This window comes from Pseudoalteromonas sp. 3D05 (assembly GCF_002723455.1).
Classification (GTDB): Bacteria; Pseudomonadota; Gammaproteobacteria; order Enterobacterales; family Alteromonadaceae; genus Pseudoalteromonas.
The window spans coordinates 1-14,640 of the sequence record NZ_PDUS01000003.1 but is presented as its reverse complement, the minus strand read 5'-3'; the positions used below and the strand labels follow the sequence as shown (position 1 = coordinate 14,640).

Sequence of the window (14,640 nt, the reverse complement as noted above, 5' to 3'; positions counted from 1 at the left end):
CTCGTTACAATGACTTTTCAACCTCATCAAACAAATCAGTAATTTCATTGCTTGGTGCTGGTGTTGTTAAACTAACAGCAACAATGGCAATACTAGATAAGATAAAGCCCGGGATAATTTCGTAAACAATACTACTTAACTTTTCACCACCAACCGTGATTGGGGCATAAATCCAAATAAGTACTGTTACAGCACCAACAACCATACCCGCTAAGGCACCAGCAAAGTTCATTCGCTTCCAATAAAGGCTAAATAAAACCAAAGGACCAAAAGCTGCACCAAAACCAGCCCATGCGTTACTCACCAGATCTAAAATTGAGCTATCACGGTCATAGGCTAAGTATATAGCGCACATTGCAACTGCAGCAACGCTGATGCGCCCAACGGTAACTAACTCAGTATCACTCGCTTCTTTTCTTAAAAATGTTTTGTAGAAGTCTTCTGTTAACGAACTGGAACTAACGAGCAATTGCGACGAGATAGTACTCATTATGGCCGCCAAAATAGCTGCTAATAAAAAGCCTGCAATTAATGGGTGAAATAAAAGCTCTGAGAGTATTAAGAATATAGTTTCAGGGTCTTCAACAACAATGTTATTTTCATAGGTATAAGCAGCTCCGAATAAACCAGTACCTACCGCACCAATTGCTGCTGTAATCATCCAAGTCATGCCTATGCGACGTGCAGTGGGCATATCTTTAACACTGCGAACAGACATAAAGCGGACAATAATATGTGGTTGACCAAAATAACCTAAACCCCAAGCCATAGCAGATATAATGCCCAGCGCCGAACCTGCACCAATCCAGTTAAGCATCTGTGGGTTTACACTATTAAGCGTTGACTCTAGCGGCTGTTCTAGCAAAGAATATGCAACTGTTGGTACGAGTATTAACGCAACAAACATAATACAACCTTGCACGAAATCAGTAAGACTCACCGCTAAGAAACCGCCAAACAAAGTATAAAGTACTACTACACCTGTGGTGATATATAACCCCATTTCATAGGATAGGCCAAACGAGCTTTCAAATAACTTGCCACCTGCAACAACACCTGACGATGTATAAAGTGTAAAAAACACAATAATTACCACAGCGGACACGACGCGTAATAAGTTCGATTTATCAGTAAAGCGGTTAGAAAAGTAATCAGGAATAGTAATAGAGTCGTTTGCTTTTTCTGTATAGACTCGTAACCGTGGTGCAACTAGTAAATAGTTTAACCATGCCCCTAACACCAAACCAATTGCAATCCAGGTGCTGCTAAAGCCAGTTACAAACATAGCACCAGGCAGTCCCATTAAAATCCAGCCACTCATATCGGATGCACCCGCTGATAATGCAGCTACAGAAGGTGACAAACTGCGCCCTCCTAGCATATACCCCGAAACATCACTAGTAGACTGTTTATATGCATATAGGCCAATCCCGAGCATAACAATAAAGTATGCAGCTAAAGAAATAATCATTCCTGTTTCCAAATTTGCCTCCGTTTATGAAGTTTTTATCTGGTTTTTAATCCTAATAATGACTCTAGCTTAGATGTATAGAAAAGACATTATTGGTCTAAAAGCCAATTTAGATGATGACTATACCATGGCTAGGGTAAATAACTCTACCTCCAGCTTTTGTCGAATAAGTGATTGAGGTAAAACCTATTTTCATACTACAAACAGTTTTTGTTCAGATAGATGGCAATAAACTATTATATGCCTTAGGCTTAAATAAATATATTTTCATAAATTCAATGCTTTAGTATTATATTTTAAAATATTGTTAATGCTATTTTTCATTATTTATCTTATATTGCCAATGCAATTGTTTAACTTAATCGGATTTGTTGTTTATGTACTTTTACGCTGCGCGCCAACCAATTTTAGATCGCGATAAAGAACTCATAGGTTATGAGTTGCTTTTCCGTGATGGCGTTGATAATGTTTTTCCAAACATCGATGGTGATGAAGCCACCTCAAGACTCATTGAGGGCAGTCAATTTAACTTTGGTTTAGAAGATTTAACAGACGACAAACCTGCTTACATTAACTTCACACTAGATACTTTACAAAAAGGATACCCAACATTACTAGGCAAAGATCAAATAGTTGTAGAAATACTGGAAACTATACAACCTGGTAAACGCTTGCTAGCAATAGTTAAAGATTTAAAAGAGAAAGGCTACACATTGGCTTTAGATGACTATATTCACCAGCCAGTATGGCGCCACTTTTACCCATACATTGATATTATTAAAATTGACTTTTTAAGCTGCGAACTTGATCAAATAAAGCAAATAATAGAAGAAATTAAACCTTTCCCACACATTAAACTGCTTGCAGAAAAAGTAGAGACTCATGAAAAATATCAACTCGCTTTAGACCTTGGATTTAGCTATTTTCAAGGCTTCTTTTTTTCAAAGCCAGAAATGGTACAAAGCAAATCACTCCCGCCTTCACAAATCGCGCTAGCTGAACTGCTTTATGAAACGTCGTCAATGGACATAAACCTAAAGAAAATAACTGATGTATTTGAGCGGGATGTCACACTTTCTTACAAGCTATTACGTTACAGTAATTCTGCAGCGTTTAAGCGACGCGCTGAAATAAGCACCATTAAGCAGGCGCTTATTGTGCTTGGTGTGCAGGAAATTAAAAAGTTTCTGTCGTTATTATTTGCAGCTCAAGTAGCCGCAAATAAGCCTGCCGAACTCATTCGATTATCACTCACTCGCGCTCGCTTCACTGAGTTATTGGCAATTGAGCACAATAAAGTTAAAGATACTGGCATGGCTTTTCTAACAGGGATGATGTCACTTATGGATGCTATTTTAGATGAAAGTATGCAAAGCGTTATGAAAAAGCTCCCCTTGTCGAATGATATCAAAGACGCACTTGTTGAAAATAAAGGTTTGCTTGCACAATATTTGGAGTTGGTAAAGTTATACGAACAAGCCGATTGGCAAAGCGCAAATACTATTATAGATGAATTGGCTTTAGCAGCTGATAAGGTACCTGATTCTTATCATGAGGCACTTTCATGGGCAAACACGCAAATGAAAGTATTGGGTGATGAATAAAACCTAGCTTTAAAAGTAATAAAAGTGCTGGTTTGAACCAGCACTTTTATAATTAAAGGCTTTCTAAGAAATCCTCATCAAAGTCTTCTGGTTCTTTTTCAATTGGCGGATTACCGTCATGTAGTTCATACAATTGACGTTGAAAGTAAATATCTTTCATAAATATATAAGGGTCAAGTGACTCATTAAGTAGACTCTCTTGAGCGATAAGCGAAGCCCTTGCCTCAACCGCTTTAAGTGCAAAAACCAACACCGTTTGTGGCGTCGTTAATGTGATCTCAGGTAGAACAAAATTATCAACAACATCACCAGCTAGGTTACGCGTTGTTGATGGCCCCATACCTGGCAACATTAAGTATGCACCATCACCTATCCCCCAAACACCGAGCGTCTGACCAAAATCTTCATCAATGATATTGAGCCCTAATGAACTCGCTACATCAAATAGGCCAAAGATACCCACGGTAGAATTAACTAAAAAGCGTGCAATACTAACCCCGGCATTACCCGGCTTTCCCTGTAGTGTCGCATTGATAACATCCGTTGGTGCAGTTATGTTGTCAGTAAAATTAACGACACTGCGCCTTACCGGAGTCGGTGTGATAGCGACATACCCAACGGCTGTTGGGCGCAAAATATAGGCATCTAACACATCCATGTTAAAATCATAAACAGGGCGGTTAAAAGATTGAAGCGGATCTCGTTCATCAACTTTTTCGTCAGGTACTTGCGCACATCCTGCAACAACTAGTAACCCAATCAATAGTAAACTCTGTCTTAACATCTTTTATCCTTTAAGGAATTAACTCATTTATTAGTAATGTATGTTGCGTTACCTTGGCTCGCTCTAATACGGGGGAACTTCCTTCAAGCTCACCACTTGAAGGCATCACTGAGGCATCTTTTGAGATACGCGCTGTGATAACAATTTCTTGAGAACTTGAAAGAGTCAAACCCTCTACCATCGAATTCAGATCACTAAGTTGCACTTTAAGTGGAAAACTATAGTCGGTGAGCTTAACTACAGCCAACGGCATCGGTGACCCCTTGGCCGCTTTAGCAAATACAAATAAAGTGCCGTTTTCAGGAAGATTATCAACTAATGCAGAATCTAAGTTTACATCAACCGTAATCCCTTCATCACTTGTGGTTGAACTAGTAATATTCTCTGAAGAGGTCGCTGGGTAAATTTGGTTATTTTGCTCAGCCATTTTTTGCTCTATATCACTAATGCGCTGAGCTATCATGGCATAACGGCTGTCTTGAGTATCCATTGTACTGAGGAGCACCTCAAACGCAGATTTAGCTTGTGCCCAATCTTGACGTTCGTACGCAATCAAGGCAAGCAGTGATATAGCATCTACATTAGTCGGTTCGTCTTTTAAAACACGTGATAACATGCTTGCAGCACGAGTCATGTTAGTGTCGCTACCTTGCATTAAAAGCAACTGGCTATAACTGACCATCACACCTAAATTATCAGGATTAAGACGTAACACTTTATCAAACGACTGCTGTGCCATATCATATTCATTCAGTGACATTGCAACGCGTCCAAGTAGCATCCATGCAACTTGATCGTCACCATTTTGAGCAAGCTTAGTTCGTAAACCCAATGCAAAAGCTTGGAGCTCATTTTGTGTCAACGGCTCGCCTTTTTGCATTACTGCGCGCTCGCCATATTCAGGCAATTTATCCATCGCGGTATACCAGTCTTGTAACTGTTTTTGCGAGCCTGTTGCCGTATAAAAAATCACCGTCAGTACAATTAAAAATGCACTGCCTGTTAATGCCAATATCGCATTGTTCCCTCGGCTAAATAACGACTTCTCGGGAGAGATCTCATTAAGTAAGCGACGTTTCAACTCAACCACTGACTCATCATAGCCTTGTTGCTCAATACGTTGTTCTTTTAAATCAAGTGCTAACTCTTCTAAACGTTGGTGGTAAATGCCTATCAATTCAGAGTTTGCATTATGAGTCACACTTTTTATACGTTCTTTTGTCAAAAAAGGCAAAGCTACAAATACAACAGCTACTAAAGTTAGTAGTACAAAAGAAGCCCACATTAAAATCATTTACTTTTGCTCCTGACGTTGGTTTTGCGCAATTAGTTTTGCCAATAACTCTTCATCTTGATCGTTCCAGTTCTGTTTTATTGCTGCTTTGCGCTGTCGGATAACAATGAACCCAAATCCAATGATGACGATTAAAATGGGTAATACCCACAATATTAATGTCGCTGGAGTAACAGGTGGCTCGTAGTGAACAAAATAGCCATATCGATCAATCATGTACTCAATGACTTCATCTTTGCTCTTGCCTTCTTTTACCAATACAATGACCTTGTCACGTAAGTCTTTCGCAACCACAGCATCAGAGTCTGCTATGTTTTGGTTCTGGCACTTCGGACAACGTAACTCTTTAGTGAGTTCGCCAAACCGCTTGGCTTGTTCGTCATTTGCAAATACATACCTATCTTGCTCAGCTGTCACTGAAAAGCTAAAAAGTAATACTAAACCAATAAATAAATACTTCATGGCGTTAACTCCTGCATAATAGGTGCAAATTTCGCACGCCAAACTCGTGGATTAATATCGCCAGTATGGTGTAACAAGATTGTCCCACTACTATCGACTAAAAACGTTTCAGGTGCACCTGACACTCCTAAATCAAGTGCTAATGTTCTTTCTAAATCAAGTATATTAAACTGATAAGGGTCCCCTGCTCTGCTAAGCATCGTACTCACTTCATCACGCAATGAGTCCATGTCAAATGGACCATCAAAATCGGAATCGTAGCTTTGCACATAATAAAGACCAACGATCTTTACTCCTTGCTCACGTAGCTGAGTTAAATAGCCCAATTCAGCTAAACATGTTGGGCACCAGGTACCCCACACATTGAGTAAATAGACTTCACCTTCAAGATCTGTTTGCTGCCAACGCTTATCGTCTTGCATTAGATCAGGTAAGTTAAAGCTAGGCATTGCCTGGCCAATTCGTCCTGTTTGTAATTCTCGAGGGTTTGCAAAGAGCCCTTGGTACAAAAAAACACAAATTAGTACAAACGCTAATAACGGTAACAATGCTAAAAATTTACGGTTCATAAGGCCTCCTGCTGGCTTTTTGAATCACGTTTTTTGCTGCTACGGTAGCGTTTGTCACCTAAAATCATAAAGCCTGCTAATGAAATAAGTATGCCACCTAGCCACATCCAGCGAACATAAGGCTTATGATAAATGCGTAAAGACCAACCACCGTTACTTAGCTGCTCGCCTAAAGCAAGGTATAAATCACGAGTAAAGCCAGCATCTATCGCCGCCTCTGTCATAAATTGCATACCAATGTCATATTGACGCTTTTCAGCATATAGCCTTGCCACTTTATCACCGTCTTTAAGTACAGATACAACACCTGCATGGCCGCTGTAATTTGGTCCGCGGATGTCTTTAACACCTTCAAATCGATAGTCATATTGATTAAGCGAAACAACCTCTAACGGCTTCATTGACACATCACGCTCTACCGAATACGCCGAGGTTAAAGTCACGCCAGCAATTACAAAAGCAATACCGATATGGCCTAGTACCATTGCCCAGTAACTTACACTTAAACGTTTTAAACCATTTTTTAGGCTGCCATGAACTCGCGTTTTATCAACAATATCAAGCACAGTTGTAAAAACAATCCACACAGCTAAGGTGGTTGCTAACAAGGTTAGGGGGGCTACAACATCGTACCCTAAAAACAGCCAAGTAGAAGTGACCGCGATACTTGCAAGCGCGCACAGTAAAAGTTTATTCTGTAAAAATGCCCACTTGTTTTGTTTCCAACGAAGTAAAGGCCCTATCCCCATTAAAATCGCAAATGGGACAAGTAAAATCGCAAACATTTTGTTAAAAAACGGTTCGCCAATTGAGATACTGCCTAAACCCATCTCTTTGTGAACCATAGGTAATAATGTACCCAGTAAAACAATGAGCGTTGCAACAACTAAGAATATATTGTTTAACCAAAGTGCGACTTCTCGAGAGACAAGTTTATAACGCCCTTCACTTTTCACTTCTGAGACTCGTAATGCATAAAGAGTCAGACCTCCGCCAACTACAATCGCTAAGAATGCAAGAATAAATAAACCACGATCAGGGTCTGTAGCAAATGCATGTACAGAAACAATAATGCCGGAACGTACAATAAAAGTGCCAAGCAAACTAAATGAGAAGGCAGCTATTGCCAATAATACGGTCCATGATTTAAATACACCGCGTTTTTCTGTCACTGACAATGAATGCAATAAGGCTGTCGCAACTAACCATGGCATAAGAGATGCGTTTTCAACTGGATCCCAAAACCACCAGCCGCCCCAGCCGAGTTCAGCGTAAGCCCACCAACTACCAATAGTGATACCAAGGGTTAAAAACCCCCATGCAGTCATTGTCCACGGACGTGACCATTTTGCCCACGTGTTATCAAGTTTACCGGTAAGTAGAGCTGCAATAGCAAATGAAAAAGAAACAGATAAACCAACATACCCCATATACAGTAATGGTGGATGAATAATCATGCCAGGGTCTTGCAATAATGGGTTTAAATCTCGCCCTTCAACGGGGTAGTAAGGTAATAAGAGTTCAAACGGGCTCGACATCAACAGTGTGTAGAGCATAAAGCCAACACCTAAAAAACCGAGCACACCCAATACGCGAGCTCTTAATATCCAAGGTAAAGACTGCGAGCGCATTGCTACAACAGCAGTCCAACCTGCTTGCATAACAAGCCATAATAAAATAGCGCCTTCGTGCCCACCCCATGTTGAGGTAATTTTATAATACCAAGGTAACGTACTGCTTGAATGATAGGCCACGTACGCTACGGTAAAGTCATCTGTTAAACTGGCATAAATTAGTGCAGCAAACGAAATTAAAACAAAAGCAAATTGCCCAACGGCCAAAGAAGGTGCAGCGCGCATTAAACGCAAGTTCCCTGTATGCGCGCCCCACAAAGGAAAAATACACAATAAAACACTTAGCACCATGGCCAGTGTTAATGAAAAATAACCAATCTCAGGAATCATATTAATTGCCACTATCTAAGTTATATTTAGGTTTTTCGTGCTTAATTCCTTTTACAGCCTCTGCTACTTCAGCTGGCATATACTCTTCATCATGCTTAGCTAAAACCTCAAACGCCTCAATTACATCAGGCTCTATCAGCACGCCTTGTGCAACAATCCCCTGCCCTTCACGAAATAAATCAGGCAAAATACCTTGGTAACGAATAGTCACAATAGGCCCTGTGTCTATTAGCTTAAAGCTTACTTCTAAACTGCTTTCGTCACGCACAACAGACCCAGGTACAACCATCCCACCAATGCGCAGTTTCTGGCCGATGAAAGGCTTCTCAAGGTTTGGCCCTTTACCTTCAATAAGCTCGCTTGGCGTGTAGAATAAATTGATATTTTCTTGCAGAGCATACAAAACTAAGCCCACTACTGCACCTAGTCCAAATATGACGGAGGTAACAGCAAGCAGGCGTTTTTTACGTCTTGGGTTCATGATTTTTGCTCCTGTTTGGCTTGCTTAATTCGCTGTTCGCGGTCAGCTTGTTGCTTAACAGATGCCAAAATACGTTTGGTATCATTTAATGAACTCAATAAAATGCCGAGTAGAATAAGTGCGCATGTTCCAAAAGATAACCAAACGTAAAAGCCATACCCACCCATGGCTATAAAATCAGAAAAAGAATCAAACTGCATAACTAACCCCTTTTAATCAACTGACGAACCCAAGGACGATGCTTTTCACGTTGTAAAATTTCATTTTTAAGGCGAATTAATGTCACTGTGCCAACAAATGCTGCGAAAGCAACGATATTGACCATTAATGGCCAAAACATACTTGGGTCAATCGCTTCGGTATTAAACTTTGTGATAGATGCGCCTTGATGCAAGGTGTTCCACCACTCAACAGAGAAATGAATGATTGGTAGATTAATCACTCCAACAATAGCAAGAATAGAGGCCGCTCGACCAGCGGCTTTCTTATCTTCAAAGGCATGATATAAAGACAACACACCTAGGTATAAAAATAGTAAAATCAATTCAGAAGTTAAACGAGCGTCCCATACCCACCAAGCACCCCACATAGGTTTACCCCATGCTGCACCTGTGATCAACGCAATTGCAGTGGCACATGCACCCACAGGTGCAATCGCAATAACAGCAAGTTCAGCATTTCTTAACTGCCAAACCAAAGCAACAATTGCCGCTATGGCCATTGATGAATAGGCGCCCATAGATAAAATAGCTGAGGGAACATGAATAAAAATAATGCGATAGCTGTCTTTTTGCTGGTAGTCTGCTGGCGCATATGCCAACCCCCAAACCCAACCAACAACCATGCACACAACCGTAATAACGGCAAAATAGGGCAGTAACGTATTGCATAATTGATATGCACGATCTGCTTTAGCGTAGGGATGTAACCACTTCCACATATTAACTTACACTCACTTTTAATGCTGACGATATGGCGATTGGTGCGCTCATAACAGCGACGACGAGCATCGCACCAAGGATGGCAAGCTGCCCGCTATAATCCAGTGACATTGAACTGGTATCTATAGCGGACGTTGCAAAAATTAAAACTGGGATATACAAAGGCAAAACAAGTAAGCTCATTAAGATGCCGCCTTTTTGTAAGCCCACAGTAAGACCGGCACCAATAGCACCAATAAAACTTAATAAGGGCGTACCCAATAAAAGAGTAAATACGGTTGCAACCAATGATTGGCTGTCTAAATTTAACAACAGCGCAAATAAAGGGGTCATTAATACTAAGGGCAATCCAGTGATAACCCAGTGCGCGCATACCTTAGCCAAAACTGTTAAAGGCAAAGGATATGACGACGCTATTAACTGCTCTAAACTGCCATCATGAAAGTCATCACGGAAAATTTTATCTAACCCAAGCATGGTTGATAATAATGCGGCAACCCAAATTATACCCGGCGCCATTCGAGCTAGTAGTCCTGGTTCTGGACCTATTGCTAATGGAAATAATGTGATCACAATTAAAAAGAATAATAACGGATTCACTATTTCTGCACGCTGACGGAATGCCAGTTGTAGATCTTTTTTACAAACAGCTGTAAATAATTGTAAGTAAGAATGTTTACGTAACATCAGTGACGGTACTCCAAAGTAACCGTTTGTAAATCATTAAAGTGAGTAGTTAAATCTTGGTGGGTGGTTAATAAAATAGCCCCGCCATTTTCCAAATGACTGGTAAACCTATCTTGTAAAAACGCAACTCCAGATTTATCCAGCGCAGTAAAGGGTTCATCAAGAATCCACAATTTTGCATCGTTTAGCCAGAGTCTAAGCAGTGCGACACGACGTTGCTGGCCAGCAGACAATGTTCGCACAGGCACATCTTCTAGCCCCACTAAGCCAATATTTGCTAGTAACGGATACAAGTCTTGCTCATTGTTATAACCTTGTATCTGTAACCAAAAGCGTACATTTTCTAAAGCCGTGAGCTGAGCGTTTACACCTGTTTTGTGGCCTATAAATAATAACTCACGGGCAAACTCATCATAGCTTTTTGTTATAGAGTTTTCTCGCCAAAAAATATCACCTTCATCTGGGGAAGCAAAACCCGCAATAATGCGCAATAATGATGTTTTACCAGCCCCATTTGGGCCAGCTAGCTGCATAATTTGTCCCGATTTCAAACTGAAATTAAGATCCTCAAACAAGCAGCGGTCTTGTTTGATGCAAGTAACGGACTTAATGTGTAGCAAGATGACGATTCTCTATACCCAAAATTAGGCGTTAGTCTACCATAATGATAGGGTAATACGAATAACGCAATGAAACCGATTAGTGAAAAATTGATTTAAAATAATGAATGAACCAACGCAAATATCTTTAGCTAACTCATTGACTGTAAAACAGTCAACAACCGATGCTGCTCAGCAAAACATTGACTTAAATGGGCAAACATTAAACGCTAAAAACATCGTGTTCGCTAAAGGTTCGTTGCAAATGGATATAATGATAAATGATCACTGGCAAACCTTGCGGCTAGTAACAACGCAATCTCCAGCAAATGCACAAAAAATACCTTCTGCTGAGGTTCAATTAAGTGCTGATGGTAAACAACTCACTATTTTACCAACACAAATATCCTTGGCGCTTAATCAAGTTAAGCATCTACAGGATTTACTGAATTTTATTAGTTCCGGCAGTCAATTAGTCAATAAACCATTAACCACTACCGTTGTTACACATCCAACTGCAAAATTACAGCTCCCACAATTAAACGCAAGTTTGCCAATAAATAAAGAAGTAGCAAGCGTTTTACAAGGTGAACAACCGATTCAAGCAATCATCAATAGCGACCATAAAGGTACTAAGCTCACAGTTTTAAATAGATTTGCTGACAACTTACATCAACAATCTATTAGCCAAAACAAATTAGCGACTTGGCTTGCAAAGTTAACGCCTAACGGACAAATAAAAGCCATTAATAATGCTGTGGAATTGATTATACCGCAGCAAAAAAGCGCATTTAACGCACCCGTTAAAACTGAACAAATACAACAATTGAATTCAACTTTACAGGCTGTAAAAATAACAGCGGTAAATGATAAGCTGCAGCTAAAAACTAATAACCCACAGGTTATAGTAACGTTGAAAAACTCATTAACTAATACATTTAATAGCTTACTTAAGGCACAGTCGGCAAAACTAAGCGCGCAACCACACACGTCCCAACAGCCAATTGTTAGTCCTCTACTTAATGCTAGTAGCCCAATAAAATCTTGGATCCAAAGCAGTTTTTCGGACTTTAAAACACGTATATATGATGCTGTACGTTATTTTGAACAAAAACCTTTTAGCAAATCAGACCCCCTTATAAATAGCGCAGTTCAAAACACAAAATCAATAAGTAAAACTGTAAATACTGTTCAAACTTCGCAACCAATACAGAGTCTAATTCCACAATCACTTATGCGTATAAACTTAGCGGCACTTGCAAACTCACATCCTTCGCCCTTTAAAGCTGATATCAGTAGTGGTACTGCACTACCAAAGCATTTTCATACCTCGCCACCTTTAGTACAGTTTTTTCAACAAATAAAAGCAGGTTTAAGCGCGCTGACTACATTGCCATTGAACCGCCACGCAGCAGAGCATGGCCTTTTACTCAATCAACAACAAAATCAAACGAATACACAGAATAAAACAACATCAACACAGGCAACTTCAACGCAAATTGGCCAGCCAGCGAAAATTGCTAAGCAGACTGAAATAGCGGTAGATACTGGGTTAACAAAAAAAGTAAAAATAATAAGCAAAAATACCGACACAGTCGCTTCTTCCCAATCTTTTGTAGATAAAAGTCCCACTGTAAAAGTTGAAAAGAATAAAAACCTAACACCTCCTGTATTGTCAGCCGAAGCTAAAAACTTAGCATCTGACTTAAGTAAAAGTACAAAAGAAATAAAGCTTGATGTCATTCAACTGGCTACAAAAATGCAGCAACAATCTACCCCGAACACCGCTTCACCTAAAGCTGCGTCATTTACAGTGCCTGCAAACTTTGATACTGCCGAAGCGATATTAGAAGCTAGCCATAACAAAGCTCAACAGCTTAATAATACCAATCCACCGGGGCTAGATACCAAACCAATTAATTTTTCTAGCATAAAAGCCCCCTTGAGTGCACCGATTGTTAGCAGTCAAGTAAGCCAACCTATTGAGGCAAAACTACTTGCGCCCTTACTAAACATTCCAAAAGATGTTTACAAACCGGAAAATGCTTTAATAAATGAGAGTAAACTACCTTTAGACAGGACATCTTTAACCCAAAAAATAGAACAACTTGCACAGCCTAAAATTTCTGAAAATGCAGACCTTAATCGGTTAGTTAATCAAGCTTTTAACCGAATGATTAGCAGTCAAACTATTCAACCTCAGACCGTTCAGCGTGAAGTATTAAGCATTATATCGCCTAACAGCCTTTCTGCGCCTGCATATCAAAATAGTTTCAGTCAAGCTGTTGAAAATTTGAGTGTTGCTATTTTGGCCGGCCCTATTCTTAACACATCAAGTATTGGTAATTTCAATGGCCAAACTTCACTTGATGCTCTTTTGCAAGTATTAGTACCTAGTTTTAAAGCCGTTAATAGTGAAAAGCTTCAGGAGCAACTGCTCCAAGCAAGCAGCCAAGCACTGGCCAGCGAATTGAGTCAAATAAAAACAACAGTGAGTCAAGTAACCAGCACGCCCGTTAATCAACAAACAGATAGTAATGCTTTTGTACAATTTTTCTTACCAATGAGGTTGCCACCTGAGGCCTCACAAACTGAAATATCACTCGGAAAATATAAAAAACCGAGCAATGAAAAGCCTGAAGGTAAAGATGTATGGTTTGTACGATTAAATTTTGATTATGCAGAGCTTGGTCAGTTGCAAATAACTGCCGAGTTAATGGATAAAGCACTGGATTGTAAATTGCTTGCATCCAGTCAAGAGGTAACAGCGATAGCGCACCCTCATCTTGAAAGCTTACGCCACAAACTATCTGCACATGGGTTACAGGTAGGAGAACTTAATTTAAGTCAGGGTGCTGCAAAACACCAAGCATTTTACCAATCTCATGCCATTATTAATATTAAGGTCTGAATATGAGTGATATCGAGCAAAAATCAGCAATTGGATTATTATATGAAGCCGGTAAAGCGCCGACCGTTAGTAGTAAAGGGTTTGGCGAACTAGCTGAAGAAATAATTGCCGCCGCTGAAAAAAAAGGGATTTTGATACATCAGGACAAATCACTCGCTAAAACCCTTTCTCATTTAGAGCTGGGTGAGGAGATCCCGAAAGAGCTTTATTATGTTATTGCAGAACTGATTGCTTTTTCATACGTTCTAAGAGGCAAGTTTCCACCTGGCTGGCAAGATTTTCAAGGAAAGTTAGATATAAAAGCGTAAACTTATTAGACCTGTCCCGTCCTGAAATAGGTTGACGGTTTTAATGAGAGACTTGGTGCGAAAGCGCCAGGTCTTTTTTATGCACTTGATTTGGTGTTTCCATTCCCAAACTCAAATGCGGTCGTATTTCATTGTATATGAATATTGACTCTTCAACGAGTCGTTTTAACTCTTGTATATTGCGACATGTATAGAGTAAGAATTCTTGTTTTAAGATTCCGTTAATCCGCTCCGCTAAGGCGTTTTGATAACAATCATATCCATCTGTCATCGATGGCTTAATTCCCTCTTTTAATAGCGCATGTTGATACACTTCAGAGCAATACTGTAGCCCTCGGTCTGAATGATGAATCGCATCACGTTTATATACGCGCTGTTTAATCGTCATCTCTAATGCTTTGACTACATCGGCTGCTTTCATTTCATCACTCAGCTCATAACCCATTATTTTTCGGCTATACGCATCAGTGACTAACGACAAGTAATGCACACCTTGCGCTGACTTTACGTATGTAATATCACTAACAAAGACTTCCTCGGCCGCCGTAGGCGTATGCTCTTTAAG

15 protein-coding genes are annotated in these 14,640 nt (G+C 40.0%); 3 read left to right on the top strand and 12 right to left on the bottom strand.

The genetic code is table 11. From position 1 onward, the window contains the following. Positions 1 to 4: 4 nt before the first annotated feature. On the bottom strand, positions 5 to 1,483 hold the full coding sequence (gene putP / locus CSC79_RS04210) for a sodium/proline symporter PutP (protein WP_099294402.1): 1,479 nt from the start codon (positions 1,481 to 1,483) through the stop codon (positions 5 to 7). A 365-nt stretch (positions 1,484 to 1,848) separates the two neighbouring features. Here putP and CSC79_RS04205 point away from each other — a divergent pair, with 365 nt between their 5' ends. Beyond that, positions 1,849 to 3,075: an HDOD domain-containing protein gene (locus CSC79_RS04205; protein WP_099294400.1), complete on the top strand. Its 1,227-nt coding sequence runs from the start codon at positions 1,849 to 1,851 to the stop codon at positions 3,073 to 3,075. A 52-nt stretch (positions 3,076 to 3,127) separates the two neighbouring features. On the opposite strand, the gene CSC79_RS04200 is transcribed toward CSC79_RS04205, so the two are convergent. The 10 genes from CSC79_RS04200 to ccmA are packed head-to-tail and all read right to left on the bottom strand — an operon-like array spanning position 3,128 to position 10,877. Next, complete coding sequence (locus CSC79_RS04200; RefSeq protein ID WP_099294398.1) at positions 3,128 to 3,859, bottom strand: VacJ family lipoprotein; 732 nt, start codon at positions 3,857 to 3,859, stop codon at positions 3,128 to 3,130. A gap of 10 nt (positions 3,860 to 3,869) precedes the next feature. Beyond that, a complete protein-coding gene (ccmI, locus tag CSC79_RS04195) occupies positions 3,870 to 5,153 on the bottom strand; it encodes a c-type cytochrome biogenesis protein CcmI (RefSeq protein ID WP_099294396.1) in 1,284 nt (427 codons plus the stop codon). After that, complete coding sequence (locus CSC79_RS04190; protein ID WP_099294394.1) at positions 5,154 to 5,615, bottom strand: cytochrome c-type biogenesis protein; 462 nt, start codon at positions 5,613 to 5,615, stop codon at positions 5,154 to 5,156. After that, positions 5,612 to 6,184, bottom strand: coding sequence for a redoxin family protein (locus tag CSC79_RS04185; protein WP_099294392.1), 573 nt, complete (start codon positions 6,182 to 6,184; stop codon positions 5,612 to 5,614). Before CSC79_RS04185 ends, CSC79_RS04190 begins: the two co-directional genes overlap by 4 nt. Further along, on the bottom strand, positions 6,181 to 8,148 hold the full coding sequence (locus CSC79_RS04180) for a heme lyase CcmF/NrfE family subunit (RefSeq protein WP_099294833.1): 1,968 nt from the start codon (positions 8,146 to 8,148) through the stop codon (positions 6,181 to 6,183). Before CSC79_RS04180 ends, CSC79_RS04185 begins: the two co-directional genes overlap by 4 nt. Before the next feature lies 1 nt (position 8,149). Then, complete coding sequence (gene ccmE, locus CSC79_RS04175; protein WP_099294390.1) at positions 8,150 to 8,629, bottom strand: cytochrome c maturation protein CcmE; 480 nt, start codon at positions 8,627 to 8,629, stop codon at positions 8,150 to 8,152. Next, positions 8,626 to 8,829, bottom strand: a complete 204-nt coding sequence (gene ccmD, locus CSC79_RS04170) for a heme exporter protein CcmD (RefSeq protein ID WP_099294388.1) — start codon at positions 8,827 to 8,829, stop codon at positions 8,626 to 8,628. Before ccmD ends, ccmE begins: the two co-directional genes overlap by 4 nt. A 2-nt stretch (positions 8,830 to 8,831) precedes the next feature. Then, on the bottom strand, positions 8,832 to 9,569 hold the full coding sequence (locus CSC79_RS04165) for a heme ABC transporter permease (protein ID WP_099294386.1): 738 nt from the start codon (positions 9,567 to 9,569) through the stop codon (positions 8,832 to 8,834). Between the two features lies 1 nt (position 9,570). Then, on the bottom strand, positions 9,571 to 10,257 hold the full coding sequence (gene ccmB, locus CSC79_RS04160) for a heme exporter protein CcmB (protein WP_099294384.1): 687 nt from the start codon (positions 10,255 to 10,257) through the stop codon (positions 9,571 to 9,573). Beyond that, complete coding sequence (gene ccmA / locus CSC79_RS04155) at positions 10,257 to 10,877, bottom strand: cytochrome c biogenesis heme-transporting ATPase CcmA (protein WP_099294382.1); 621 nt, start codon at positions 10,875 to 10,877, stop codon at positions 10,257 to 10,259. Before ccmA ends, ccmB begins: the two co-directional genes overlap by 1 nt. A gap of 103 nt (positions 10,878 to 10,980) precedes the next feature. On the opposite strand from ccmA, the gene CSC79_RS20160 reads away from it, so the two are divergent. Both CSC79_RS20160 and CSC79_RS04145 read left to right on the top strand, forming a co-directional pair. Further along, positions 10,981 to 13,767, top strand: coding sequence for a flagellar hook-length control protein FliK (locus tag CSC79_RS20160; RefSeq protein WP_237113952.1), 2,787 nt, complete (start codon positions 10,981 to 10,983; stop codon positions 13,765 to 13,767). Between the two features lie 2 nt (positions 13,768 to 13,769). Continuing rightward, positions 13,770 to 14,075, top strand: a complete 306-nt coding sequence (locus tag CSC79_RS04145) for an EscU/YscU/HrcU family type III secretion system export apparatus switch protein (RefSeq protein WP_099294380.1) — start codon at positions 13,770 to 13,772, stop codon at positions 14,073 to 14,075. A gap of 40 nt (positions 14,076 to 14,115) precedes the next feature. Here CSC79_RS04145 and CSC79_RS04140 read toward each other — a convergent pair. After that, a partial coding sequence (locus tag CSC79_RS04140; RefSeq protein WP_143483818.1) for an IS3 family transposase occupies positions 14,116 to 14,640 on the bottom strand: 525 nt, incomplete at its 5' end.